At 70.9% G+C, this 25,148-nt stretch carries 26 protein-coding genes; 15 read left to right on the forward strand and 11 right to left on the reverse strand.

What is annotated here, in order from left to right:
• The first annotated feature begins 1 nt into the window (after position 1).
• Genes ACFY1L_RS38675 through ACFY1L_RS38685 form a run of 3 tightly spaced genes read left to right on the forward strand, consistent with a single transcriptional unit; the run spans position 2 to position 3,049 of the window.
• Positions 2-970 (forward strand): ABC transporter permease, encoded by a 969-nt coding sequence (locus ACFY1L_RS38675; RefSeq protein WP_097259426.1) that lies wholly within the window; start codon positions 2-4, stop codon positions 968-970.
• Complete coding sequence (locus ACFY1L_RS38680; protein WP_388835365.1) at positions 963-2,033, forward strand: ABC transporter ATP-binding protein; 1,071 nt, start codon at positions 963-965, stop codon at positions 2,031-2,033. The genes ACFY1L_RS38675 and ACFY1L_RS38680 overlap by 8 nt, the downstream gene beginning before the upstream one ends.
• Positions 2,030-3,049, forward strand: a complete 1,020-nt coding sequence (locus tag ACFY1L_RS38685; RefSeq protein WP_388835368.1) for an ABC transporter ATP-binding protein — start codon at positions 2,030-2,032, stop codon at positions 3,047-3,049. Before ACFY1L_RS38680 ends, ACFY1L_RS38685 begins: the two co-directional genes overlap by 4 nt.
• A 73-nt stretch (positions 3,050-3,122) precedes the next feature.
• On the opposite strand, the gene ACFY1L_RS38690 is transcribed toward ACFY1L_RS38685, so the two are convergent.
• The 4 genes from ACFY1L_RS38690 to ACFY1L_RS38705 all read right to left on the reverse strand — a co-directional run bounded on the left by ACFY1L_RS38690 (position 3,123) and on the right by ACFY1L_RS38705 (position 7,019).
• The gene (locus tag ACFY1L_RS38690; protein WP_388835371.1) at positions 3,123-3,974 is read right to left on the reverse strand and encodes a MarR family transcriptional regulator; all 852 of its coding nucleotides are present in this window, start codon (positions 3,972-3,974) and stop codon (positions 3,123-3,125) included.
• A gap of 205 nt (positions 3,975-4,179) precedes the next feature.
• Positions 4,180-5,361, reverse strand: coding sequence for an FAD-dependent oxidoreductase (locus tag ACFY1L_RS38695; protein ID WP_388835374.1), 1,182 nt, complete (start codon positions 5,359-5,361; stop codon positions 4,180-4,182).
• 157 nt (positions 5,362-5,518) lie between these two features.
• Positions 5,519-6,130 carry a hypothetical protein gene (locus ACFY1L_RS38700; protein WP_388835377.1) on the reverse strand — a complete coding sequence of 204 codons (612 nt, stop codon included), beginning with the start codon at positions 6,128-6,130 and terminating at the stop codon, positions 5,519-5,521.
• Positions 6,131-6,206: 76 nt separating this feature from the next.
• A complete protein-coding gene (locus ACFY1L_RS38705; RefSeq protein ID WP_388835380.1) occupies positions 6,207-7,019 on the reverse strand; it encodes an SAM-dependent methyltransferase in 813 nt (270 codons plus the stop codon).
• Positions 7,020-7,064: 45 nt separating this feature from the next.
• Here ACFY1L_RS38705 and ACFY1L_RS38710 point away from each other — a divergent pair, with 45 nt between their 5' ends.
• The gene (locus tag ACFY1L_RS38710) at positions 7,065-8,501 is read left to right on the forward strand and encodes a PP2C family protein-serine/threonine phosphatase (RefSeq protein ID WP_388835383.1); all 1,437 of its coding nucleotides are present in this window, start codon (positions 7,065-7,067) and stop codon (positions 8,499-8,501) included.
• 11 nt (positions 8,502-8,512) lie between these two features.
• On the opposite strand, the gene ACFY1L_RS38715 is transcribed toward ACFY1L_RS38710, so the two are convergent.
• Positions 8,513-8,953 (reverse strand): ATP-binding protein, encoded by a 441-nt coding sequence (locus ACFY1L_RS38715; RefSeq protein ID WP_388835386.1) that lies wholly within the window; start codon positions 8,951-8,953, stop codon positions 8,513-8,515.
• Positions 8,954-9,142: 189 nt separating this feature from the next.
• Between ACFY1L_RS38715 and ACFY1L_RS38720 the strand changes: the two genes are divergently transcribed.
• The 3 genes from ACFY1L_RS38720 (at position 9,143) to ACFY1L_RS38730 (ending at position 11,200) form a co-directional block, all read left to right on the forward strand.
• Positions 9,143-10,021 carry a helix-turn-helix domain-containing protein gene (locus tag ACFY1L_RS38720; protein ID WP_388835389.1) on the forward strand — a complete coding sequence of 293 codons (879 nt, stop codon included), beginning with the start codon at positions 9,143-9,145 and terminating at the stop codon, positions 10,019-10,021.
• Positions 10,018-10,296, forward strand: a complete 279-nt coding sequence (locus ACFY1L_RS38725; protein WP_388835392.1) for a DUF397 domain-containing protein — start codon at positions 10,018-10,020, stop codon at positions 10,294-10,296. The genes ACFY1L_RS38720 and ACFY1L_RS38725 overlap by 4 nt, the downstream gene beginning before the upstream one ends.
• A gap of 97 nt (positions 10,297-10,393) precedes the next feature.
• Complete coding sequence (locus tag ACFY1L_RS38730; protein WP_388835394.1) at positions 10,394-11,200, forward strand: SAM-dependent methyltransferase; 807 nt, start codon at positions 10,394-10,396, stop codon at positions 11,198-11,200.
• 83 nt (positions 11,201-11,283) lie between these two features.
• Here the strand turns inward: ACFY1L_RS38730 and ACFY1L_RS38735 are convergent, their stop codons facing one another.
• Positions 11,284-12,342 (reverse strand): glycoside hydrolase family 5 protein, encoded by a 1,059-nt coding sequence (locus tag ACFY1L_RS38735; protein ID WP_388835397.1) that lies wholly within the window; start codon positions 12,340-12,342, stop codon positions 11,284-11,286.
• A gap of 394 nt (positions 12,343-12,736) precedes the next feature.
• Here ACFY1L_RS38735 and ACFY1L_RS38740 point away from each other — a divergent pair, with 394 nt between their 5' ends.
• Both ACFY1L_RS38740 and ACFY1L_RS38745 read left to right on the forward strand, forming a co-directional pair.
• The gene (locus ACFY1L_RS38740; protein WP_388835400.1) at positions 12,737-13,735 is read left to right on the forward strand and encodes a LacI family DNA-binding transcriptional regulator; all 999 of its coding nucleotides are present in this window, start codon (positions 12,737-12,739) and stop codon (positions 13,733-13,735) included.
• Positions 13,736-13,814: 79 nt separating this feature from the next.
• Complete coding sequence (locus ACFY1L_RS38745) at positions 13,815-14,561, forward strand: YqjF family protein (RefSeq protein WP_388835404.1); 747 nt, start codon at positions 13,815-13,817, stop codon at positions 14,559-14,561.
• 17 nt (positions 14,562-14,578) lie between these two features.
• On the opposite strand, the gene ACFY1L_RS38750 is transcribed toward ACFY1L_RS38745, so the two are convergent.
• Entirely contained in the window at positions 14,579-15,028 is a 450-nt protein-coding gene (locus ACFY1L_RS38750; RefSeq protein WP_388835407.1) for a hypothetical protein, read from the reverse strand.
• 201 nt (positions 15,029-15,229) lie between these two features.
• On the opposite strand from ACFY1L_RS38750, the gene ACFY1L_RS38755 reads away from it, so the two are divergent.
• Both ACFY1L_RS38755 and ACFY1L_RS38760 read left to right on the forward strand, forming a co-directional pair.
• A complete protein-coding gene (locus ACFY1L_RS38755; RefSeq protein WP_361255628.1) occupies positions 15,230-15,520 on the forward strand; it encodes a zinc-ribbon domain-containing protein in 291 nt (96 codons plus the stop codon).
• 54 nt (positions 15,521-15,574) lie between these two features.
• Positions 15,575-16,468 carry a phosphorothioated DNA-binding restriction endonuclease gene (locus ACFY1L_RS38760; RefSeq protein ID WP_388835410.1) on the forward strand — a complete coding sequence of 298 codons (894 nt, stop codon included), beginning with the start codon at positions 15,575-15,577 and terminating at the stop codon, positions 16,466-16,468.
• Positions 16,469-16,480: 12 nt separating this feature from the next.
• Here the strand turns inward: ACFY1L_RS38760 and ACFY1L_RS38765 are convergent, their stop codons facing one another.
• The 3 genes from ACFY1L_RS38765 to ACFY1L_RS38775 form a co-directional block, all read right to left on the reverse strand.
• Positions 16,481-17,698, reverse strand: coding sequence for an NAD(P)/FAD-dependent oxidoreductase (locus ACFY1L_RS38765; RefSeq protein ID WP_388835413.1), 1,218 nt, complete (start codon positions 17,696-17,698; stop codon positions 16,481-16,483).
• A 112-nt stretch (positions 17,699-17,810) separates the two neighbouring features.
• Positions 17,811-18,755, reverse strand: a complete 945-nt coding sequence (locus tag ACFY1L_RS38770) for an RNA polymerase sigma-70 factor (RefSeq protein ID WP_388835416.1) — start codon at positions 18,753-18,755, stop codon at positions 17,811-17,813.
• A gap of 33 nt (positions 18,756-18,788) precedes the next feature.
• Positions 18,789-18,986, reverse strand: a complete 198-nt coding sequence (locus tag ACFY1L_RS38775) for a hypothetical protein (protein ID WP_388835419.1) — start codon at positions 18,984-18,986, stop codon at positions 18,789-18,791.
• Positions 18,987-19,200: 214 nt separating this feature from the next.
• On the opposite strand from ACFY1L_RS38775, the gene ACFY1L_RS38780 reads away from it, so the two are divergent.
• From ACFY1L_RS38780 to ACFY1L_RS38795, 4 genes are all read left to right on the forward strand, one after another.
• On the forward strand, positions 19,201-20,088 hold the full coding sequence (locus ACFY1L_RS38780) for an aminoglycoside phosphotransferase family protein (RefSeq protein WP_388835421.1): 888 nt from the start codon (positions 19,201-19,203) through the stop codon (positions 20,086-20,088).
• 99 nt (positions 20,089-20,187) lie between these two features.
• Entirely contained in the window at positions 20,188-20,598 is a 411-nt protein-coding gene (locus ACFY1L_RS38785) for a VOC family protein (protein ID WP_388835424.1), read from the forward strand.
• Positions 20,595-21,881 carry an MFS transporter gene (locus ACFY1L_RS38790; protein WP_388835427.1) on the forward strand — a complete coding sequence of 429 codons (1,287 nt, stop codon included), beginning with the start codon at positions 20,595-20,597 and terminating at the stop codon, positions 21,879-21,881. The genes ACFY1L_RS38785 and ACFY1L_RS38790 overlap by 4 nt, the downstream gene beginning before the upstream one ends.
• 103 nt (positions 21,882-21,984) lie before the next feature.
• Positions 21,985-24,360, forward strand: a complete 2,376-nt coding sequence (locus ACFY1L_RS38795) for an ATP-binding cassette domain-containing protein (RefSeq protein ID WP_388835430.1) — start codon at positions 21,985-21,987, stop codon at positions 24,358-24,360.
• Between the two features lie 53 nt (positions 24,361-24,413).
• Here the strand turns inward: ACFY1L_RS38795 and ACFY1L_RS38800 are convergent, their stop codons facing one another.
• Positions 24,414-25,142 (reverse strand): alpha/beta fold hydrolase, encoded by a 729-nt coding sequence (locus tag ACFY1L_RS38800; protein WP_388835433.1) that lies wholly within the window; start codon positions 25,140-25,142, stop codon positions 24,414-24,416.
• Between the last annotated feature and the right edge of the window lie 6 nt (positions 25,143-25,148).

Consider the following 25,148-nt stretch of genomic DNA (forward strand, 5'->3'; position numbering starts at 1 on the left):
CATGCTGTCCTTCGCGCTCAAGCGGTTCGGCTCGGCCCTGCTGGTGATGTTCGCGATCAGCGTCCTGGTGTTCCTGATCTTCTTCGCCACTCCGGGAGTCGACCCCGCGGCACGCATCGCGGGCCGCAACGCCGACCCTGCCACCCTCGCCCAAGTGCGGCACTCCTTCGGCCTCGACCGCCCGATGCCGATCCGCTATCTGCTGATGATGCGTCACCTGCTTGTCGACCGGGACCTGGAGTCCTTCGTCAACCGCGGCGCCCGGGTCATCCCGCAGATCGTGCAGGCCACCCCGGTGACCCTGTCGCTGGTCGTCGGCGCCGCGGTGATCTGGATGGTGGCCGGCATCCTCATGGGCACGGCCGCGGCAACTCTGCGCGGCAAGGCGGCCGACCCGCTGATCATGCTCGTGGGCGTGGTCGGCGTCTCGCTGCCCGCCTACTGGCTCGGCGAGGTCGTCAACCTCATCACGCAGAAGCAGCTGCACAGTTCGGTCTTCTCCTGGGTGCCACCGCCCGGCTACGTCGGCCTGAGTCAGGACCCGGGCCAGTGGGCGCTGCACATGCTCTTCCCCTGGCTGACCCTGGCCCTGCTGTACGCCGGGATCTACGCCCGCCTCCTGCGCGGCGAGGTCATCACCGCCCTGAACGAGGACTACGTCCGCACGGCCCGCGCCAAGGGACTGTCCGAGCGCCGGATCCTGCTGCGCCACGCCCTGCGCTGCTCGCTGATCCCCATCGTGTCCCTGTTCGGCCTGGACTTCGGCGCCCTCGTGGGCGGCGCGGCGCTGCTCACCGAGGTGGTCTTCGGCCTGCCCGGCATCGGCAAGCTCACCTTCGACGCCCTGCAGAACCTCGACCTGCCCGTGATCATGGGGACCGTTCTCTACGCGGCCTTCTTCGTGGTCCTCGCCAACGCCCTGGTGGACATCCTGTACGCGCGACTCGACCCGAGGGCCCGCCATGCCTGAACCCCTGCTGGACGTACGCGACCTGCGGGTCTCCTTCCGCACCCGCACCGGCCCGGTCACGGCCGTCGACGGTCTCTCCTTCACCGTCGCACCCGGCGAAGTCCTGGGCGTGGTGGGCGAGTCGGGCTCCGGCAAGAGCGTGTCGATGCTGGCCGTCCTGCGCCTGCTGACCAACCCCAACGTCACGGTGTCGGGCGAAGTCCACTTCCGTGGCAGCGACTTGCTCGCCCTTCCCGACAAGGAGATGCGTGCGATACGAGGCCGGGAGATCGCTATGGTCTTCCAGGACCCGATGACCGCGCTGACCCCCGTGTACACGGTCGGCTGGCAGATCGCCGAGCAGATACGTGCGCACGAGCAGGTGTCCCGCAAGGCGGCGCAGGCCCGCGCGGTCCAGCTGCTCTCCGACGTCGGCATCCCCGACGCGGCCTCCCGGGTGAACGCCTACCCGCACGAGTTCTCCGGCGGCATGCGCCAGCGCGCGGTCATCGCGATGGCCCTCTCCTGCAGCCCCGCACTGCTGATCGCCGACGAACCGACCACCGCGCTGGACGTCACCGTCCAGGCCCAGATCCTCGACCTGATGCGGGAGTTGAACGCGGGCGGTGCAGCCGTCGTGCTCATCACGCACGACATGGGTGTGGTCTCCCAGATCGCCGACCGGGTCCTGGTGATGTACGGCGGCCGGGCGGCGGAGGAGGGCCCGCGCCGGGCGGTGTTCCACGGTCCCCGGCACCCCTACACCTGGGGCCTGCTGGACTCGGTGCCCCGCGTCGGCGGTCCTCGGCTGCGACGGCTGCCCACCATCGCGGGCATGCCGGTCTCGCCCGGCAGCCTTCCGGAGGGATGCGCGTTCGCACCGCGCTGCAGGCTGCGTCACGAGCGGTGCGAGGAGCGCCCCGCGCTGTCCGGCGACACCCACCGCGACGCCTGCTGGCTGCCACCGGACGACCGCGCGGCTCTGCGCCTGACGGCACGGGTGGCGGCGACCGGCCCGGCGGACACGAACACGGATGCGGGAGCGACCGGCCCGGCGGACATCGACACGGAGGCGGCGAAGTGACGGCACAGGACATCGTGGCGGTGGACGAGGACGCGCCTCCCGCGGGCGACGTCCTGCTGCGCGCCACGGACGTCACCAAGCACTACCCACTCACCCGCCGCCGCAAGGTTCTACGAGCCGTGGACGGGGTGTCGCTCGACGTCCACACCGGCGAAACCCTCGGCATCGTCGGCGAGTCGGGATGCGGCAAGTCCACCCTGGGCCGCTGCCTGGTCCGGCTCACCGAACTCACCGGCGGCCGGGTCGAGTTCGACGGGCAGGACATCAGCACCCTGTCCACGCGCCGACTGCGGCCCGTGCGCCCGGGCATGCAGCTGGTCTTCCAGGATCCGCAGGCCTCGCTCAACCCCCGCCGCCGCGCCGGCGACATCGTGGCCGAGCCGCTGCTCGTACACCGCTACGGCGACGCCTCCACCGTCCGCCGCCGGGTCGCCGAGCTCTTCGACGTCGTAGGACTGGCGGCGGCGCACCTGGACCGCTATCCGCACGAGTTCTCCGGCGGTCAGCGCCAACGCATCGGAATCGCCCGGGCGTTGGCCACCAACCCGAAGCTGATCGTCGCCGACGAGCCGGTGTCCGCGCTCGACGTGTCGATCCAGGCCCAGGTGCTGAACCTCTTCGCCGACCTCCAGGATGAGTTCGCGCTCACCTACGTCTTCATCGCCCACGACCTCGGCGTGGTCCGCCATGTGTCGGACCGGATCGCCGTCATGTACCTCGGCGAGATCGTCGAACTCGCCGGTACGGAAGCCCTGTTCGAGGCCCCGGCCCACCCCTACACACAGGCGCTGCTGTCCGCGGTGCCGGACATCGACGACGGCAGCGCGCCAGACGCACCACCCAGGGAACGCATCGTCCTCACCGGCGAGGTACCCAACCCGGTGGACAAGCCGACGGGCTGCCCCTTCCGCACCCGCTGCCCGTACGCACGCGAGCGCTGCGCCGTGGAGCGCCCCCGGCTCGCACCGACGCCCGTAGGTCGCCATGTCGCCTGCCACTATCCACTGACCGACTGACCGCCCGCCAAGCCGTGGGAAACGGCTTGAGTGTGCGGCGATGCCGGCGAAGATCTGCAGCAATTTCTGCGTGTCACTGCGAGCCTGTGGCCACCAGGATCGCGGTGATGGGTTCGAGCTCGGTGATCAGCTCGTCGAGTTCGGCGGGGGACAGGGCGTCGTAGGGCGGGGTGGCGAGTTCGTCGGTGAGGGTTTCGATGCGTTGTTTGGTCGCGCGGCCGGCGTCGGTGAAGTGGCCGTCGGTGTCGATGAGTCCGCGTTCGCGCAGACCGTCCATGACCGCGGCCAGGCGCTGTTTAGGCAGGTGGTGGATGCGTCCGAACGACTCTGGGGGGTGGATGCCCTGTTCCAGGGCGGAGAGCACGTGGGCCTCCGTGCCGCCGATGCGGGCGCCGACGAGAGCCGCGATGTGCCCGTCGCCGCGGTGCTCGCGCAGCATGGTCGCGGAATGCCACAGGCGGGCGACGGGGTCGCTGGGTACCTCAAGGGTGCGCATGCCGGCGTACATCACCCGGCCTTCGGTGGGGGCGCTCGTCGCGGCCTTGGTGGTCAGGTCCGCGGCGCGCACCAGGCCCGGGGAGTCGGCCAGCTCGTCGCCGAGGATGCGCCGTAGGGAGGCCGCGCTGCCCCGCTCCCGCGCGGCGACGGAGGCATCGGGCGGGATCGTCTCCCAGGCGCTGGGGATGTGCCGTGCGGCTTCCCCGTCGGCGAAGTTGTAGAAGGCTGCGTGCACGACGTGGGCCGGCACCCGTCCCAGTGGTGCGGCGCGGCTGGCGAAGTAGCCGTCCCAGTAGGTGCGGTGGCCGAGTGCGGCCAGTTCCTCGTTGCACTCGTCGGCGAGGAAGGTGACCAGGCAGATCGGTTCCAGGAGCTCGAACATGCGACGGGCGATGTGAGTCATCGGATGCAGGCGCGTCGTGCCCATCGGGTTCTCCCTTTGTTAGGTGTGCCGACTTGGACCGTCCGGCACACCGAAACTCATCGGCGACCGAAGGGAATGATCTAAACGAAACGCCCAAGGTGCCCGCAGCGTTGTTCACACGGCTGATCGGTGGCCGGCCTGCGAGTGCGGTGTGTGCATCGCAAGCTGGAGGTCCGTCGCTTCGACGACAGAAGCTCGCCGGTCCCGGCTACCCGGGGAGGCGGAAGCCGTTGAAGAGGTCGTCCATGCCGCGCAGGGCCAGGTGGGTGGGGGTGGCACGGACCGTGAAGTCGCGGGCCGCCACCGCGAGCGGGTTACGGAGGGCTCCCAGGCGGCCGATCCGGCGGGCGCGGACGCGGACGGCGTCGGTACGGTCGCGGCGGGCGGCGGTGTACGCGACGAGGGCGGCCGGGACGGAGTCCATGCGGTCCACGCTGTCTCCGTGGGGAAGCAGGTGGGCGAGGACCACCGCGTCCTCGATCGCCTGACAGCCGCCCTGACCGAGGTTGGGGGCCATGGCGTGGGCGGCGTCGCCCAGCCAGACGATCCGGCCGTGGTGCAGGCGGGGGAGCGGGGCGGCCAGGTCGTAGAGGTCGTTCTGGAGGACGTCGGCCCGGTCGAGGCGGTGGACGCGGTCCAGCAGGGCTGGAATCGGGTCGTGCCACGAGCCGAAGCGGTGGCGGAGTTCGGCGCGGGAGTCGGCCGAGCTGGTGCCGGCCGGGACGACCGCGGTGGCGTAGAGATACAGCCGACCGTCGGCGAGCGGGGTCACGCCGAACCGCTCGCCCCTCCCCCAGGTCTCGCTCATGGCAGGTATTCGCAGGTCCGGGGCGTCCACGATGGTTCGCCAGGCCGTCTCGCCGATGTAGTGGAGACCGGGGTGGTCGGGGAAGCACATGCGGCGCAGCGGGCTGCGGATGCCGTCAGCGGCGACGACCAGATCGGCGGGAAGGTCCGGGCCGACTGCCGTACGGACGGTCGGGCGGCTCATGGCGTCGTCGACACCGGTCACGGCAGTGCCGTAGAGAAGTGCCTCCGGCGGCAGGGCGGCGGCCAGGGCGGCGGTGAAGGCCGGACGCGGGACGGCGATCGGAGGCATGCCGTAGCGGGCCGCCATGTCCGCGGTCGCGGCCCGGGTGAGCCACCGACCGTCGGAGCGGCGCAGGCCCATCGTCACGGGTACGGAACTGCCGGCGGCCCGGGCGGCGTCGACGCCGATGGCGTCGAGAGCACGCAGGGCGTTGGGAGCGAGACCGATGCCGGCGCCGGTCGTCGGAGGTTCGGGGGCGCGTTCGCAGACGGTGACGTGCCAGCCGCGGCGGTGCAGTGCCACGGCGGCCGTGAGGCCGCCGATTCCCGCCCCGACCACCACCACATGACGTTTCGGCATGGAACCCCGCTTCTGTACGGTTCGAGCGCGCTCTGGGCACGTCCGGCGCGGCTTGCACGTTACACACCGGGATCATGGTGATCGTGCCTGAGGGTGACCATGACCGGATCGACGACGCCAGGCTTCAGCTCTGGTCACATGATCGGTCGGAGAGGTCCTATGTGACGTCCCAGCCACGTCGAAGCGGAAGGAGTCCGGCCGTGTGCGCGCTCCGCTGTTCTGTGATCCACGCCTCGATCTGGGCTACGGACAGATCGATCGGCCGTCCCGTGGTGTCGAGTACATGAGTGGACCATCGCGGATCTTCGGCCGTCCAACCGCTCCACCGGTGCCATGCGGGGCCCTGCCGGATGCCTTCGACGAGCACTTCCGGTCGGTGGCGCGGATCAAGGGCGTGGCCCCGATGCCATGCGGCCCAGCCCACGAACGCGTCCACGGCCGCCCGGTCCCACTTTCCCGGCTGTCGCCGTGCGAGCCGTGCGCGACGCTCCTGGTCGGCGACATCGACCAGACACATGGCGATACCGTCCAGCAATGGCGCGGAAGGGGCGGCCAGGACCTCGCCCAGTGGCGCCTGCCCGGCCACCAGCATGTCGGTGCCGCGCTCTTGGTACTCGAGAGCGCGACGTACCCAGAACTCGCTGGCCGCATCGCGCAGGGCACCGGATTCATCAACGTCGTGCACGGCCATGTCCGGGAAACGCCGAGCCACAGCGAATGCGATCGTGGTCTTGCCCGAGCAGCTTGACCCGGTCAGGTAGACAAGCATCCACCGACGATGCCAAAACGTACCCGGCCTCCTCGACCGATTGTCCGGCCGGTGAATCTCGCTCCTTGCCCGCCGCCTACGGCCCCTTGCGGCCGACTCCCACGTACACCCAGTACTCCTTCGGGTTGTCCGGGATCAGGTCGTCCGGGTCCGGGCGCCACAGGGGGAGGTGGACCAGGCCTGGCTCCACGAGGTCGAAGCCGGTGAAGAGTTCGAGGATCTCGTCGTGGGAGCGGGTGGTGACCGGCGAGGTGGCCCTGGACTTGTAGAGCTTGCTCACCGCGTCGGCCGTGTCCGGGCGGTCCTCGTGCGTGCCGTGCGACATGGCCAGGAAGCTGCCCTCCGGCAGGACGTCCCGGAAGGCGGCCACCAGGCCGACGGGGTCCTCCTCCGGCGTGACGAAGTGCAGGATCGCATTCATGAGTACGGCGACCGGCTGGTCGAAGTCGATCAGCTTGCGCACCTGCGGGGAGGCCAGGACGTCGGCCGGCCGCCGGATGTCGGCGTCGACGATGTCCGCGTCGGGGTTGTCGGCGAGCAGCGACGCGCTGTGCGCCACGGCCACGGGGTCGTTGTCGACGTAGACCACCCGCGCCCCGGGGCTGGCCGCCTGCGCCACCTCGTGCACGTTGCCCTGGGTGGGGATGCCCGAGCCGAGGTCGATGAACTGCCGTACCCCGGACTCGACCAGGAAGCGCACGGCCCGGCCGAGGAAGGCGCGGTTGGCCCGGGCCAGCGTGCGCGCCTGGGGCTCGATGGCCGTGATGGCGGCCACCGCCTCCCGGTCGATGGCGAAGTGGTGCTCCCCGCCCAGCAGGGCGTCGTACACCCGGGCGACGCTCGCCTTGTCCGGATCGGTCCCCGGCGGGAGACCTTCGCTGTCGGGCACCGCAACTCCCTCTTTCACCAGGGGCCTTGACACGTCATCATATAGTTGCCGACGACGCACGGCGAGCCGCCCGTCCCGCCGTACCGCCGGACCCCCACCCGGAAAGGCACGACCCTGCGCAACGAACCGCGCAGCCGCACCGACGCGATCCCTGCCGCCCTGCCTTCACCCCGTCGGTCGGCCTTCTCCCCGGCGGCCGACGCCATCGGCTCCGAACTCGACCTGCGGCTCACCGGCAGTCACGTCGTGCATGCGCTGACCCCCGGATTCTGCGACGCCGCGTCGGTCCACCTGCTGGAGCGCTGGCTGCGCGACGAGAACGCGTACGCCGTCGCGGACCCGCCCAAGATAGAGGCACGCCGCCTGGCCGTGCGCGTCGGCACGGACGCCCTGGAGGACTGGGCGGGCGTGCTGCCGGTCGGCGAGGTGCTCGTCTTCCCGCGCGAGACTCCCTACGCCCGCGCTCTCGCCACCGGCCACACACAGCTGCTCGACTCGGTCGACCCGTACACGTCCGAGCGGCTGGTCGCCTCCGGGGGCGGGGACGCGCGGCTCGAGGACCTCCTGCGCGTGGCCTCGTTCGCCGTCGTCCCGATCCAACTGCGGGGCACCGCCGTCGGTTTCGTCGTCTGCTCGCGCGGCAAGGGCAAGGGCCCCTTCAGCCCGGGAGACATCGCGGCCGTGGAGTGGCTGGCCGCCCGGGCCGCCATAGCCCTGGACAACGCGCGCCGTTACGAGCGCGAGCGCCGCACCGCCCTGGCGATCCGGGGCAGCCTGCTGCCCGGCACGGTGCGGGAGGCCGAGGGATGCCGCATCGCCCACGGCTGTCTGCCGGCCGGGCAGGAAAACATCATCGGCGGTGACTGGTTCGACGTACTCAGGCGTCCCGGCGACCGGGTCAGCCTGGTCGTCGGGGACGCCATGGGGCACGGTCCGGAGTCCGCCGTCGCGATGATCCAACTGCGCACCGCCGTCCGGACGTTGGCGGGCCTCGACATCCCGCCGGCCGATCTCGTACGGCGCCTGGACGCACTCGCCAGCGACACCCCCGGCGCCTCCTTCGCGACCTGCATCTACGCCGAGTGGGACCCCCGGCAGCACACCTGCACCCTGGTCGGCGCCGGCCACCCTCCCCCACTGCTGCGCGGCCCCGACGGCCGGACAGCGCCGGTCGCGCTGGCCAGTCCGGGCCTGCCCCTCGGCCTCGGCACGGGCAGCTACGAGGCGACCGTGCTGACCGTGCCCGAACCGGCCCTGCTCGTGCTCTACAGCGACGGCCTGGTCGAGTCCCGCGACGCCGACATCGACCACGAGATCACCCGCCTCGCCCGCGCCCTGGACACGGCGGCCGCCGAGCCCGTCACCGACGGCCAGGACCCGCTGCAGTCCCTGTGCGGACGGCTGCTGGGCACCCCCTCCGCCACGGCCGGCGCCGACGACCGCACCCTGCTGCTCGCCGAGTTGACACCCTCGAAGGACTAGCGGGCGTCTGCTCAGGCCTTCAGGTTCGCCCACACCGCGTTGCCGCCGGTGAGTCTGGATCGGTCCACCCCCCAGGCGTCGGCGAGTTCCTCGACGAGGAGCAGGCCGCGGCCGCCCTCGTCGTCGGGGCCGGGCTCGCAGCGGGGCAGGCTGCGGCCCGTGTGGTCGTGGTCGTGCACCTCGAGGCGGAGCAGGCTGTCCGTGACCATCCCGATGCCGCACAGGATGCGCGCGCTGAAGGTGTGCCGTACGGCGTTGGTGGCCAGTTCGGACACGAGCAGGACGGCGTCCGCGCACAGCTCGCCCGGCAGGCTCCAGGCGCGCAGCCGTGCGCCCAGGGAGCGGCGGGCGATCCTGACACTGGATCGCTGGGCCGGGATTTCCAGCCAGTGTGTGCGGTCCGGGCTCGAGACGTCTAAGAGCTGTGGGGAGGAAGTCGTGTGGGGGGACACGGCAGTTGGCCTTCCGTGGGGGACGGGCGCGCTGTGACCGTCGAAACGATTCACACAAGTAACTATGCTCGCAGGCGAGTTCAAGCTGCAACCGGCTGCCTGATAATTTCATCGAGCCGATATCCGTCTGGCGACATCATCAAGTCGCCGTCATTGTTGAACCAGTGACGGTCCCTCAGGAGGTAGGGCGTGAGCGAAGGTCGTCCGGGCACGGGCAGCGGTTCCAGCGCGCCCACCGTGCTGCGCATGATCCTCGGCCGGCGGCTGCAGGAGCGCCGCCAGGACGCGGGCGTGTCGCTGGAGGAGGCGGCCAGGGCGCTGCGGGTGAAGTCGCTGACCATCCGCCGCCTGGAGAAGGCGGAGGTCGCCCTCAAGCCCCTCTACGTGGAGAAGCTGCTCGAGACGTACGGCGCCGACCGGCAGGAGATAGACGAGTTCGTCGCCCTCGCCGAGCGGGCCAACGAGCCCGGCTGGTGGCACATGTACCGCGATGTGCTGCCCGGCTGGTTCAGCGGCTACGTCAGTCTGGAGACCGGGGCCAGGACGCTGCGCACGTACGAGCCCCACTATGTGACGGGCCTGCTGCAGACGCCCCGGTACGCGCGCGCGGTGCTGCGCGGGGGTTTACCCAATGGCAGCGAGGAGGACCTCGAGCGGCGCGTGGACGTGCGGCTGCGCCGCCAGAGCCTGCTGGAGAGACCGGACGCCCCGACGCTGTGGGTGGTGCTGGAGGAAGCCGTTCTGCACCGGGTGGTGGGCGGCCCCGAGGTGATGCGGGAGCAGATCGAGCGGCTCCTGGAGGTCTCGGAGCTGGAGCACGTCAGCGTGGACGTCGTGCCGTTCACCGCGGGCGCCCACGTCGGCGCGTGCGCCCCCTTCACCTACTTCCGGTTCGAGGAGCCGGAGCTGCCCGACATCGTCTACAGCGAGATCCTCTCCGGCGCGATGTACCTGGACCAGCGCTCGGACGTAGCGGCCCATCTCGAGGCCCACAACCGCATGTCCCTGCTGACCTCGGACGCGGACAGCAGGGCGCTCCTTAACCGCATGCGCAAGGAGTACGCATGACCACCACCGATGTCATGACCACCGCGGACGGCACGGTCCGCCACGTCTACAACGGGATGCCCGCGACGGAACTGGGCGAGCACGGCTGGGAGTCTCCCTGGAGCGGCCCCAACGGCGGCCAGTGCGTGCAGACGAAACAGCTCGCCGACGGCCGCGTGGCACTGCGGCAGTCGACCGACCCCGCCGGGCCCGCACTGATCTACACCCCCGAGGAGATCACCGCGTTCGTCGCGGGGGTCAAGCGGGGCCTCGCCGACCATCTGACGGCCGGCTGAACCACGAGAACGCCGGCACGACCGGGACGGGCCCGAGCCCGCCGCCCGGAGACGACCTGCCCGACCCACCCCCACGCCCAGCACCGAAAGGGACAGGATGACCAACTCGCACGCCGCGCGGGACATCGACACCAGCAGGCCCCACTCCGCCCGGATGTACGACTACTACCTCGGCGGCAAGGACCACTTCGAGGTCGACAAGCAGGCCGCCGAGACCGTCGCGTCGGCCTACCCGGCCATCTTCGTGTGCGCCCGCGAGAACCGGGCGTTCATGCACCGCGCCACCCGCGTCCTCGCCCAGGAGCACGGCATCCGTCAGTGGCTGGACATCGGCACCGGCATCCCCACCGAGCCGAACCTGCACCAGGTGGCCCAGTCCGTGGTCCCCGAAGCCAGGGTGGTCTACGCCGACAACGACCCGTTGGTCCTCAAGTACGCCGAGCGCCTGATGCGCAGCACGGCCCAGGGCCGCACGACGTACATCGAGGCGGACGTCAACGACCCGGCCGCGCTGCTGAACTCCCCCGCACTGGCCGAGGTCCTGGACCTCGACCGGCCCGTGGCGCTGTCGCTCAACGCCCTGATGCACTTCGTGACGGACGCCCAGGACCCGTACGGCATCGTGGAGCGTCTGCTGGCCGTCCTCCCCTCGGGCAGCGCGCTGGCCCTGAGCCACTGCACGCCCGACTTCGACCCGGCCACCTGGCAGAAGGTCACCGACATCTACACCAATGCCGGGACTCCGGTGCAGTTCCGCTCGCAGAAGGACGTCGCCCGCTTCTTCAGCGGACTCGACCTGCTCGACCCCGGAATCACGGTCGGCCACCGCTGGCGCCCGGACGGCGACTCCGGCGCCACGGACGCCGAGGTCAGCCTGTGGACCGGGGTGGGTATCAAGCCGTAACCGTCGTCAGGTCCCAGCGTGGAGCCGGACGGCCCCGGGTGTGAGCGGGGCCGGGGCCGTCCGGTGGTCCTGCCGGGAGCGGGTCAGGGCTGGACGGCCTTGCCGCGTCCCCAGGCCCAGGCGAGGCGGTCGGCGCCGGACTGGTTGGTGGTGGCCAGCCAGGGCTTGGCGGCGTCGCCGATCAGCTTCTGGATCGAGTACGTGTCGTCGGTGCGCAGGCCCGGCCAGTAGACGGACCCCATCCCGAGCTTGCGGAAGGTGTCGGTGTCGGCCTGGATGAAGTTGATCGAGTTGTTGGTCGCGTCGGGCTTGTTGTAGTCCAGGCCCGTGGTCATCGGGGCACCGAACTCGTCCGCGACGGTGCGGCTCGCGCAGTCGCCGATGCGCTCCTTGAGGTCGGCCACCCACTGGTCGTAGGTCGCGTAGTCCTTCCAGAAGCCGTAGTGGTGCAGCGAGAGGTACGTGCCCTTCAGGCGCGGGTCGGCGCAGACCGAGGTGACGTGGTCGTTGTAGCCGGCGCCGCTGACGAACACGCGGTTGCGGGGGACGGACGGGTAGGTCGCCAGCCACTTGGCGGCCAGGTCGGCCCACTGGGTGTCGGTGTAGCCGTGCGGCTCGTTCATCGGCTCGAAGTAGACCTTCGAGTTGCCCTTGTACGCCTTGACGACGTTGTTCCACATGGGCCAGTAGGTGGCCTCGTCGTCGATGAAGCCGTCCTTCTGGGTGCCGGTGCCCTCCCAGTAGGACACGATCACCTTGAAGCCCCTGTCCGTCGCCGCGTCGATGACGCCACGGTAGGACTTCCAGTACGAGCCGTTGACCGTGTACGGGTTGATGGGCAGACGGACGGTGTTGGCCCCGAGGTTGGCGCGGAACGCCGAGATGATCCGGCTCGCCTTGGCGTACGTCTGGGCGTAGGTGTCGGAGGTCGACAGGCCCGAGAGCTGAAGCAGGTCGTCGGCGTAGTTGTCGCGCGGGTCGGCCCAGTTGACGCCCTTGAACTGGGTGGTGTCCGTCTTCGGCGCGGCGGCGGAGGCGGGGCTGCCGGCCAGGGTGGTACCGGTGACCGCGGCGATCGCGACCGCCACGGAGGCGGCGCGCAGCCGGGGGGTGAAGCGGTTTCTGGTGGGGGTCTTGCGCATCAACGTGCCCTTTCAGGAGATGGCGGCTCGGCGCGTGGGGGCCTGCGCGTGCAGGAGCTGCCGTCGCAAGGTGTGCCGGTCCTTCCGCCCTCCCTGCATCACCGACCACGACGGCGTGTTTACGTAAACATCCTGTCTGCGACAAGGGTCGCCGGGGTCTCCGGCGGGCTGGTCACGTGGCGATGTTTACGTAAACTCGAAGGCGTCGGAATCGTGGCATCCGCTCCAACGGCCGTCAAGATGTCCCACGCGTAACATCCGGTGGGTCGAGGGAGGCGGGAGTGGTGCAGCTATGGGGCTGAACGAGCCGGAGCAGCGGGTTTCCGCGCCCGCGGGCGGTGCACAGCGGGGTGGCTCCGGGGTGCCCGGTGGGCGGCGTAAGCAGCGTGTGTCCATGGCGGACGTCGCCAAGCTGGCGGGGGTCTCGTCGCAGACGGTGTCGCGGGTCTCCAACGGGCATCCCGGCGTGATCGCCTCGACCCGGGAGCAGGTGCTCGCGGCGATGCGGGAGCTGGGCTACCGGCCCAACAGCGCGGCCCGCGCGCTGCGTTACGGCCAGTTCAACACCATCGGCGTGATCCTCTTCAGCCTGTCCTCGACGGGCAACAGCCGCACCGTGGAGGCGATCGCCACGCACGCTGCGGCCGAGGGCTACGCGATCACCCTGATCCCCATCGACGTCCCGACCCAGGACAACGTGCTGGGTGCCTTCACGCGCATGGGCGAGCTGGCGGTGGACGCCGTCATCGTCATCATGGAGATCCATCTGCTGGACACCGGCACGGTGCAGCTGCCGCCCGGCGTGCATGTCGTCGTCGTGGACTCCGACGCCGGCGACCGCTACGGAGTGGTCGACACCGACCAGGCCGACGGCGCCCACAAGGCCGTGAGCCATCTGCTCGACCTGGGCCACCGCACCGTATGGCATGTGACCGGCCCGGAGACGTCGTTCGCCGGCCAGCGCCGAACTCAGGCCTGGCGCACGGTCCTTGAGGAGGCCGGCCGCCCGGTGCCACCGCCCCTGCACGGCGACTGGTCCGCCGAGTCCGGCTACGCGGCCGGTCTCGCACTCGCCGAACGGCCCGACTGCACCGCCGTGTTCGCCTCCAACGACCAGATGGCCCTCGGTCTGCTGCGCGCCTTCCACGAACGCGGCCGCCGTGTCCCCGAGGACATCAGCGTCGTCGGCTTCGACGACATCCCCGACGCGGCCTTCTTCGTGCCGCCCCTGACCACCGTCCACCAGGACTTCGCCGAGGTGGGCCGCCGCTGCGTACAGGGCGCCCTCGAGCAGATCCGCGCCCGCGGCGGCCCCCGCCCCGGCACCGACCTCGTGCCGACCACCCTGGTGGTCAGACAGAGCACCGCACCACCGCCCGGCCACCGGGCCTGACTGTGCCGTTGCGCACACAGCCGCAGGACACGGCCTCCTTCGAACGGGGAGCCGACGCTCCCGTGCTAGAAGGCTGGGCATGAAGATGGAGCCGGTCACCCTGTCCACCCCGCGGCCCGTGCGGCGGCCGACGCTGGTACAGGGCTGGCATCAACTCACCTTCCTGCACTGGCCGGTGGAGCCGGAGCGGGTGGCCGGCCTCCTGCCGTCCGGGACCCGCCCGGACACCCTCGACGGGCTCACCTACGTCGGTCTGGTTCCGTTCCTGATGCGGGGCGTGGGCCTGGGACCGGGTCCCGGACTGCCGTACCTCGGCACGTTCTGCGAGACGAACGTACGGCTCTACTCCGTGGACGAGCAGGGTCGACGCGGCGTCGTGTTCCGCTCCCTGGACGCGGCCCGGCTGCTGCCCGTGCTGATGGGCCGGCTCGGCGTACGACTGCCCTACACCTGGTCGTCAATGCGCCTGCGCCACGACAGCAACAGGATCACCTACACCTGCCGACGCGGAAGCCCGGCGGGCCGCGGACCCACGAGCCGGGTGGTGGTGCGAACCGGCGCCCGCATAGCGGAACCCACTCCCCTGGAACGCTTCCTCACCGCCCGCTGGGGTTTGCACGTCACCTGGCACGGCCGCACGGTGCACCTGCCGAACGAACACGCACCCTGGCCACTGCACCGGGCCGAACTCCTCGACCTGGACGACGACTTGATCCCCGCGGCCGGTCTGCCCCGCATGGCGGACCCGCCGGTCAGCGTCCTTTACTCGCCGGGAGTCTCGGTCCGTTTCGGCACACCGTCCGCCCTCACGCCGCGCAGGCGGTAGCGGCCCGGCAGCCGCCGCTACGTCGTACTCGGCCCCGGCGTCGGGCTCATGCTCCCCAGCTGCTTGATGGTCCCGCCGATCCTGGGCCGGAACCCTTCCAGCATCTTCGGCTGCGCGCTGACGACCCAGCGGGAGCCGACGAGGTACTTGCCCCCGTACATGGCGGCGCTGTCGAGCCAGACCTCCTGGTACTCGTCCCGCGGGAAGGTGGTGATGAGGTAGTCGGCGGCCTTCGTGTGGCACACGCCCTGGCGCAGTTCCTCCGCCTCGATACGGATCTTGGCCTTGCAGCCGGTCAGGCCGGCGATGACCTCGACCTTCGCCGGTGCCACGACTCCCGCCGCGGGAGCGTCGGTCACGGCCGTCCTGGTCCCCTTCGGCTTGGCGGCACCGTCGCCCTCTCCCCCGCTGCAGGCCGCGGCCAGCGGAAGCAGGGCCAGACTGCCGGCCAGCGTCGCGCCACGCACCAGCCGGGCCGTGGGCGGGATACGTCCGGTACGTCCTCGTAATGACTGCCGCAACACATGCCTCTTTCGTGTCCGCGCTGTTCCGCCCGCCGCGACGGGCCTGGCTACACCAGGGGTTACGGGTGGTCGGCGTGGGCTGTTCACGGCACTTGGCAGTCGTACTGTTTGCCGACAGGCTTCGCTCCGGAAAGGAACCTCCGAATGATCATTTTTGGCACCAAGGGCTACCTCTACCAGCTCGCCATACTCACGCTCGTCTGCGGCCAGTGCGGAAACCCCGCCGCGCACACGCTCCGCAAGCGCGTCACGAAGTTCACCTTGTTCTTCGTGCCGCTGTTCCCGTTCTCCACGAAGTACGCGACGCAGTGCACGTTCTGCGGCGCGGAGCAGAAGGTGACCAAGGAGCAGGCGGAGCAGCTGCAGGCGCAGGCCGCCGCCGGGCAGTCTGGGCCGGCGTACGGGCAGCCGCAGCAGCAGCCGTACCAGCATTGAGGACGCGAGCCCGCCCGCTCCATGACCGGCAGAACCTCACTACGATCACCGGTCATGGACTGGCTCGAGCGCGTCGCGAAGCTCCGGCAGTGGACCAGGAGCGGGACGCGCGCCCCGCACAAGCCGCTGCTGCTCCTGCACGCCCTCGGCCGGTTCCAGCAGGACCCCGACAGCGAACTGCGTTACAGCGCGGTGGAGGAGGACCTGCAGCGTCTGCTGACCGAGTACGGTCCGCCCCACAGGACGACGCCCGCCTACCCGTTCCACCACCTGGTCAGCGACGGCGTGTGGGAGGTGCGCACCGACCGCGGGCCCGGCAGTCCCGGTACCGGGGTGCGGGATCTCCGGGAGACGGGTGCCACCGGGCGGCTCGCGCCGGAGCTTCGGACAGCCCTGCGTCGCGAACCCGAACTGCTGGGCCGGATGGCCAAGTTACTGCTCGACCTGCACTTCCCGCCCTCGCTCCACGGCGAGTTGTGCGAAGCCGTCGGCCTGGAACCGGAGCCGGCGGATACCGAGCGGCTCTCGACCGTACGGCGGCAGCGGGACCGGCGCATGCGCGAACTGGTGCTGACCGCTTACGAGTACCGGTGCGCCTTCTGCGGCTACGACGGCAGGATCGGCACCGTCCCGGTCGGGCTGGAGGCCGCGCACGTGCGCTGGTGGGCCTTCGGCGGACCGGACGACGTCGACAACGGGCTGTGCCTGTGCTCGCTGCACCACAAGCTCTTCGACAAGGGCGTCCTCGGCGTCGGCGACGGCCACCGCAAACTTGTCTCCCAGCGCTTCGTCGGCCACAGCCCCGCCGCCCGCGAGCACGTCGTCGCGCTCGCGGACCGTCCGCTCCTCGGCCCCCAGCCGGGCGCCCGCCCGGTCGCGGCCGGCCACCGCGCCTGGCACACCGGTCAGGTCTTCCACGGCACTCCCCGCCCGGCCACCGCGGACTGACGAACATGCGGGTCAGGCCGGTGTCTTCACCGCCGCGCCTGCCTGGGTCGACTCGGCCGGCTGCCGCACCGCGCGGCGGCGCCTCGTCGGTATGCCGAGCGTCGGGTTGGCGACGCCCCAGGCCGCGCCCTTGCAGATCAGTTCCTTGTAGACGGCGGCGAACCGTCCTGTCAGGGCCGCACGCACGGCGCGGTCGTCGGCGGTGACGTACTGGATGAGGCCTTCCCTGCGGCCCAGCGAGATGCACTGGTTGAAGTAGCGGAGCGGTGCGTTCGGGAGCTTGCCGCCGGTCAGGCGTGCCGCGATGGCGTCTGCGGCCTGCCATGCGGTGGGGGTGCCCGAGGCGCACGACATCCGCAGCGGTTTGTCGCCGGGGCCCATAACCATGGCGGCGTCGCCGATGGCGTACACGTCCGGGTGCGAGACCGAGCGCATGGTGCCGTCGACGACGATCTGGCCGGTGTCGGTGACGTCCAGGGTGGTGGCCTTCGCGATCGGGTGGACGGCGAAGCCGGTGGTCCACACGGTGACCGCGGCCGGGAAGGACGTGCCGGCGGCGGTGGTGACGTGGTCGGCCTCGACGGCGGTGACGGCGGTGTGCTCGTGCACCGTGATGCCGAGCTTGTCGAGGACCTTCCGCAGGTGCCCGCGGCCCTTGTCGGAGAGCCAGTCGCCGAGGCCGCCGCGCGCGGCGAGGGCGATGTCGAGGTCCGGACGTGCCTCGGCGATCTCGGTCGCGGCCTCCAGCCCGGTGAGGCCACCGCCGACCACGACCACGGGCTGTCCGGCGTCCAGTCGGGCCAGACGTTCACGCAGCCGCAGCGCTCCCGGGCGGCTCGCGATCTGGTCGGCGTGCTCGGCGGTCCCGGGGACGCCCTGGTCGTTCCAGCCGCTGCCGAGGGCGTACACGAGGGTGTCGTACGACAGTTCCTCCTCGCGCTCCTCGGCGCCGTTCCCGGCGATGACGGTGACGGTCCTGCGGTCGACGTCGATGCCGGTGACCTTCGCGAGCTTCAGGTCCACGCCGGTGTCCGCGAACATCTCGTTGAAGGGCCGGTGCTTGAGTTCCTGGCCGACCGCCAGCTGGTGCATCCGTACGCGTTCGACGAAGTCGGGCTCTGCGTTGACGAGGGTGATGGCGACGTCTTCGCGGTGCAGTCGCCTGGCGAGGCGCCCGGCGGCGATGGCTCCGGTGTAGCCGGCTCCGAGGACGACGATGCGGTGCTGCATGTCCGTGCTCCTGTCTGGTCCTGTCTTCAGCGGATTCGCCTCCTGAACCGGGCGGGCCGCCGTTTCCTGACAGGAACCGGATGTGAAGCAGCTCACATTGGAGCCGAAAGGGTCAGAAGATGCTGACCAGGGGTTCGCCGTGGTCGGCAGCCGCCCAGTGCCGGGTCGCGCGTTCGAGCTTGTCGGGGTTGACCTGGTTGCGGAACGCGGCGATGCCCTCGGCGGTGATCTCCAGGGACATGACGCCGAAGACCCGGCCGTCGACGACGGCCACGAGGGCCGGGCCGCCGTTGGCGGTCGTGGCGTGGAGCTCGACCGAGCCGCCGGCCAGGGCGCGCTGGGCCTTGCCCGGCTTGAACAGGCCCCGCATGAACTTCGCGACCGCGAGGGCCCCCTCGAACGCCTTGGCGCGGGCCGGGACCTTTCCGCCGCCGTCTCCGATCGCGACGGCGTCCTCGGTGAGCAGCCGTACGAGCGGCTCGGTCCGTCCGCTGGTGGCAGCGGCGAGGAACTCGTCGATGACCCGCCGCGCGGTGGCCTCGTCGACCTCGGTACGGGCCTTGCCCTCCGCGACGTGCTTCTTGGCGCGGTGGAAGATCTGCTGGCAGGACGCCTCGGTGATGTCGAGGATCTCGGCGATCTCCCGGTGCGGGTAGTCGAAGGCCTCCCGCAGCACGTACACCGCGCGCTCGTTCGGGGTCAGGCGCTCCAGCAGGGCGAGGACCGCGTACGAGACCGATTCGCGCTGCTCGGCGGTGTCGGCCGGGCCGAGCATCGGGTCCCCGGCGAGCAGTGGTTCGGGCAGCCACTGGCCCACATAGGTCTCGCGCCGCGCGCGGGCCGAGGTGAGCTGGTTGAGGCACAGGTTGGTGAGGACCTTCGTCAGCCAGGCCTCGGGGACCTCGATGCGGTCGACGTCGGCGGCCTGCCAGCGCAGGAACGTCTCCTGCGCGGCGTCCTCGGCCTCGCTCGCAGAGCCGAGGAGGCGGTAGGCGATGGCCTCCAGGCGGGGCCTGGAGGCCTCGAACCGGTCCACGTCGTCCATGGTCAGAGCCATGGTCCGGATCCTAGCCCGCGAGGCGCGCCACGATCACCTGTGCCCCCGGTTCGTCCCACCGGCGACCAGCAGGCGGTAGCCGTAGTCCATGGACTCCCGGCTCAGCAGGTCCCGTGCCGGCACTGCGAGGCGACTTCTCCAGCCGCCGACGGCCGCCCCCTGCACCCACTCCTGCGCGAGGCCCGCGCCAATCCTCCGGGCCTGCTGAAGCGCGTCACCGACACCCTGCACGCCTGCTGGCTCCTAGTGATCGCACCGCGCTGGCCGCGGCACGGTGAGCCAACACCTCGGCGTGCTCCACCGCGCCGGTCTGGTCAACCGAGCGCGCGACCGCCACGCCGTGCTGTACCTGCGCAGCCCGCTCGGCGACCGGCTGTGCCTGTGAACACCCCACGGGGGAAAAGGGTTTGACGCCCATCGGCGCCGGACGGTCGGATGGCGCTCCATGAGCACTGGGCAGACGCACGCCGTCAACCACGATCTCGTACGGCGGCTGGTCGCCGGGCAGTTCCCGCACTGGGCGGGGCTCGCGATCGAGCGGTTTGCGTCCGGCGGGACGGTCAACGCCATCTACCGGCTCGGCGACGACATGGTCGTACGGCTGCCGCTGGTGGAGGGCGGAGCCAAGGACGTGGCACTGGAGCAGGAGTGGCTGCCCCGGCTCGCGCCCCTGCTGCCGACGGCGATTCCCGAGGTGCTCGGGGCCGGGCAGCCGGCCGAGGGGTATCCGTGGCAGTGGTCGGTGTACCGGTGGCTGTCCGGGCGCAATCCCGAGGAGGGAGCGCTGAGCGAACCCGTGTCGCTGGCCGAGGATCTGGCCGCGTTCGTGGCGGCGATGCGCGGCCTCGACCTGCCGGGGGCGCCGGCGGCCTACCGTGGCGGCCCGCTCGCCTCGCTCGACGTCTCGACCCGGGTGGCGATCGAGGAACTGCGCGGTATCCCGCAGGAGGGCGTCGACTGTGACGCGCTGACCGCCGTATGGGAGGACGCGCTGCGGGCGCCGGACTGGGACGGGCCGCCGGTGTGGCTGCACGCCGATCTGATGCCGGGCAATCTGCTGGTCGACGGCGGCCGGTTGACCTCCGTGATCGACTTCGGGTGCATGGGGGTGGGCGATCCGGCATGCGACCTCTTCCCGGCGTGGAATCTACTGCCGAGCGAGGCAAGAGCCGCCTTCCGCAAGGCACTTGACGTGGACGACGCGACCTGGCGCCGTGGCCGCGGGCGCACCCTCTCGCAGGCGGTGATTGCGCTGCCGTACTACCGGACGACGAACCCGGCCATGGCGAACAACGCGCGGCATGTCATCCGGGCAGTGCTGGGCGAGAGTTGACCGTCGTGGCCCCGACCGTCGTAGAGCCAGGTGACAGGTCACCGGAACGGTCAGGAATCGAGAAGCCCCGTCGTCCGGGCCGCGCCTAGCGTGAAAGGCATGGACATCACCATTCACGCGAGCTTCCTTCCGCACGAGGACCCGGATGCCTCCCTGGCCTTCTACCGCGACATCCTCGGTTTCGAGGTCCGCAGCGATGTCGGCTCCGGCACGATGCGCTGGATCACGGTCGGTCCCGCCGACCAGCCGCGCACGTCCATCGTCCTGGAGCCGCCGGCCATGGACCCCGGCGTCACCGACGACGAACGCCGCACCGTCGTGGGGATGATGGCCAACGGCACCTACGCCCGCGTGCTGCTGGCCACCGCCGACCTCGACGCCGCCTTCGAGCGGATGGAGGCAGGCGGTGCCGAGGTCGTCCAGGAGCCGATCGAGCAGCCGTACGGCGTGCGCGACTGCGCCTTCCGGGATCCCGCGGGCAACCTGATCCGCATCAGCGAGCGGCGGTGAGCGCTCCGGAGGTCGCCGATCCGGCCGACATGCCCCGGGTGGTGCAGCGCCTTGTGCCCACCGCCTACCGGCCGGTGCTCGCCAACCGGGTGTTCCGGCGGCTGATCCTCGGCTTCGCGGTCTCCTATCTCGGGGACGGGATGAGCTTCGTCGCGGTGGCGTGGCTCGCCATCGAGCTCGCGCCGCACGCGAGTGCCGGGCTGTGGGTCGGCGGCGCAGTGGCCGCGTACACCCTGCCGGGTGTGGTCGGCGCTCTGGCGTTCGGCCGCCGGCTGCGCCGGGTGCCGGCCAGGCAGCTGCTGCTCGCCGACAACGTGCTGCGTGGCGTGGTCCTCGGCGCCGTACCGCTGGCCTGGCTGGCCGGGCTGCTCACGCCGACGCTGTACGTCGTGCTGCTCGCGGTTTCGTCGTTGCTGCACGCGTGGGGCAGCGCGGGCAAGTACACGCTGCTGGCCGAGTTGCTGCCGGACGAGCAGCGGCTGGCCGCGAACACCCTCGTCAGCACGCTCAACTTCGCCGCCACGATCGCCGGGCCCGCGATCGCCGGTGTGCTGGTGACGTACACCGGCTCGGCGCTCGTGCTCGGCCTGGACGCGCTCACGTACGTGTTCCTCACCGTGGTCGTCGTGCGCACCGGGCTGCCGGAGTCGGGGGCCGCCTCCGCCGTCTCCCCGGTCGACCAGAAGGCCGCCCGCGGCGGCTTCGCGTTGCTGCGCTCCCGGCCCGAGCTGCTCGGGTTGCTGACGCTCACCTGGTTCTTCAACCTGCTGTACGGCCCGGTCGAGGTCGCCCTGCCGCTCCATGTGACCGCCGATCTGCATGCACCGGGCGCGCTGCTCGGCCTGTACTGGATGCTGTTCGGCTTCGGCGCGGTGCTCGGCGGGCTCGCGGTCGGTGCGCTGCGGCGGCTGCCGCTGTGGCCGGTGACGGTCGCCATCGTGATGGCCTGGGGGCTGTCGCTGCTGCCGTTCGGGTTCGGCGTGCCGACCGGTGTCACCGTTGTGTGCTTCATGCTCGGTGGCGCGATCTACGGGCCGTTCGTGCCGCTCTCGGTGACGCTGATGCAGGCGAAGTCGCCGCCGCAGCATCTGGCGGCGATGCTCGCGGCCCGCAGCGCGGCCCTGCTCACCGCCTCCCCGCTCGGCACGGCGCTCGGCGGACCGCTCACCGCGGCGCTGGGACCGCGGGCGACGCTCGGCGGCTCGGGGCTCGCCACGGTGGCGCTCGGCTCGGTCGCGTGCGTGCTGCTGGCGGCCCGGCGGAGGAAACCGTCGACCAGGTGACCCGAGCGATCAGGAATCGAGAAGCGCCGGCCCCCGAGCCGCGCCTAGCCTGACCGTCATGGACACCACGCGAAGGCGGCCCCGCCCGACGGATGGAGACACGATGAGGACGGACGCGCACTCGCCCGAGCCGCACCTGGCCGACAGCCACGATCTGATCCGCGTCCACGGCGCGCGGGAGAACAACCTCAAGGACGTCAGCGTCGAGATCCCCAAGCGCCGGCTGACGGTGTTCACCGGCGTCTCCGGCTCGGGCAAGAGCTCCCTGGTGTTCGACACGATCGCCGCCGAGTCGCAACGGCTGATCAACGAGACGTACAGCGCCTTCGTCCAGGGCTTCATGCCCACGCTGGCGCGGCCCGAGGTCGACGTCCTCGACGGGCTGACGACCGCGATCAGCGTCGACCAGCAGCGGATGGGCGGCGACCCCCGCTCCACGGTCGGCACCGCCACCGACGCCCACGCCATGCTGCGGATCCTCTTCAGCCGGCTCGGCAAGCCGCACATCGGCCCGCCCAGTGCGTTTTCCTTCAACACCCCCTCGGTCAAGGCGGCCGGTGCGATCACCGTCGAGCGCGGCGCGCAGAAGGCACAGAAGGTGACCTTCTCCCGTACGGGCGGCATGTGCCCCCGCTGCGAGGGCCGGGGCACGGTCACCGATCTCGACCTCACCCAGCTCTACGACGACTCCCTGTCGATCGCGGAGGGCGCGATCACCGTCCCCGGCTACAAGGGCGGCGGCTGGAACTCGCGGCTCTACGCCGAGTCGGGCTTCTTCGACCCCGACAAGCCGATCAGCAAGTTCACCAAGAAGGAGCTGCACGACTTCCTGCACCGCGAGCCGACCCGGATGAAGATCGCGGGCATCAACATGACCTACGAGGGCCTGATCCCGCGGATCCAGAAGTCGATGCTCTCCAAGGACAAGGAGGGGATGCAGCCGCACATCCGGGAGTTCGTGGAGCGCGCGGTCACCTTCACCACCTGCCCCGAGTGCGACGGCACCCGGCTCAGCGAGGGCGCCCGATCGTCGAAGATCAAGAAGATCAGCATCGCCGACGCCTGCAAGATGGAGATCAGGGACCTGGCCGAGTGGGTCCGCGGTCTGACGGAGCCGTCGGTGGCGCCGCTGCTCACCGCGCTGCAGCACAGCCTCGACTCGTTCGTGGAGATCGGCCTCGGCTACCTCTCGCTCGACCGTCCGGCGGCCACCCTGTCCGGCGGCGAGGCGCAGCGCGTCAAGATGATCCGCCATCTCGGCTCCTCGCTCACCGACGTGACCTACGTCTTCGACGAGCCGACGATCGGGCTGCACCCGCACGACATCCAGCGGATGAACGACCTGCTGCTGCAGCTGCGGGACAAGGGCAACACGGTGCTCGTCGTGGAGCACAAGCCGGAGGCGATCGCGATCGCCGACCACGTCGTCGACCTCGGCCCGGGCGCCGGCACGGCAGGCGGCACCGTCTGCTTCGAGGGCACCGTCGAGGGACTGCGGGCCAGCGACACCACCACCGGCCGCCACCTCGACGACCGTGCCGCGATCAAGGAGACGGTACGTGCGGCCGCCGGCGCGCTGGAGATCCGCGGCGCGACCGCGAACAACCTGCAGGGCGTCGACGTCGACATCCCGCTCGGTGTGCTCGTCGTCGTCACCGGCGTGGCCGGCTCCGGCAAGAGTTCGCTCGTGCACGGCTCGATTCCCACCGCCGAGGGCGTGGTGTACGTCGACCAGGCCCCGATCCGCGGCTCACGGCGCAGCAACCCGGCGACGTACACCGGGCTCCTCGAACCGATCCGCAAGGCGTTCGCGAAGGCCAACGGCGTCAAGCCGGCGCTGTTCAGCGCCAACTCCGAGGGCGCCTGCCCCACCTGCAACGGCGCCGGGGTCGTCTACACCGACCTGGGGATGATGGCGGGCGTCTCCACCACCTGCGAGGACTGCGAGGGCAAGCGGTTCCAGGCGGCGGTGCTGGAGTACCACCTGGGCGGGCAGGACATCAGCGAGGTGCTCGCGATGTCGGTGACCGAGGCCGAGGAGTTCTTCGGCGCCGGCGAGGCGCACACACCGGCCGCGCACAGGATCCTCGAACGGCTCGTCGACGTCGGGCTCGGCTACCTCAGCATCGGCCAGCCGCTCACCACGCTCTCCGGCGGCGAGCGGCAACGGCTCAAGCTCGCCACGCACATGGGCGACAAGGGCGGCGTCTACGTCCTCGACGAGCCGACCACCGGCCTGCATCTCGCCGACGTCGAGCAACTGCTCGGTCTGCTGGACCGACTCGTCGACTCCGGCAAGTCCGTGATCGTCATCGAGCACCACCAGGCGGTCATGGCCCACGCCGACTGGATCATCGACCTCGGCCCCGGCGCCGGCCACGACGGCGGCCGCATCGTCTTCGAGGGCACCCCCGCGGACCTCGTCGACGGCCGCTCGACCCTCACGGGCGAGCATCTCGCGGAGTACGTGGGCGCCTGATCCGGGCCCCGGCCTGCCGCGGAGGCGGTCGGCCGGGGCAGTACCGGTCCTCCCTAGACCGCGCAGGCCCGGACGAAGGCGTCGGCCAGGTCGGCGGGGCGGGTGAAGAGGGCCTCGTGGCTGCCAGGGGTCTCGATCATCAGCGGGTTCTTCAGGCGCTGGGGGAAGCGCTCGGCCCAGTGCCACTCGCCGGGGAGGGAGAGGTCCTCCTCGGACAGGACGTACGCGGTCGGGATGTCCAGCGCGTAGAACGCGCCCGTGTCCGGCTTCTCCGTGAACGTGCCGAGGGGCTGCGGTACGAGAAGGGAGTGGACGATCCGCTGTGTCTCCTCGTCGGCGTCCTGCATGAACGCCTGCTGGAACACCTCGAACGGGAAGGTCACTCCGTTGTTTCCGGACGCGGCCGCCACGGCCCGGAACATCTCGCCGTAGTGCGGCGGGCACGCGTCGATCAGCGACTCGCCGTCGTTGGGTACGAACGCACTCCAGAAGACCAGCCGCCGCAGCCGGGAGGTCAGCCGGGGCGCCGCGCCCACCAGCACGTAGCCGCCCCAGCTGTGGCCGACCAGGGTTATGTCCGTCAGGCCGGCGCGTTCGACGTACTCCACGAGACTGTCCACACAGTCGGTCAGGGTCACCTCGCGCGGGTCGTCGCCCTCGCCGAGTCCGGCCAGTGTCGGGGTGTGCACCTGGTGCCCGGCCGCCCGCAATTCGTTCGCGACGGGGCGCCAGGCCCAGCCTCCGTGGCAGGCTCCGGTCACCAGGACGAAGGTCTCGCTCATACCGAT

Source organism: Streptomyces sp. NPDC001663 (genome assembly GCF_042893105.1).
Classification (GTDB): Bacteria; Actinomycetota; Actinomycetes; order Streptomycetales; family Streptomycetaceae; genus Streptomyces.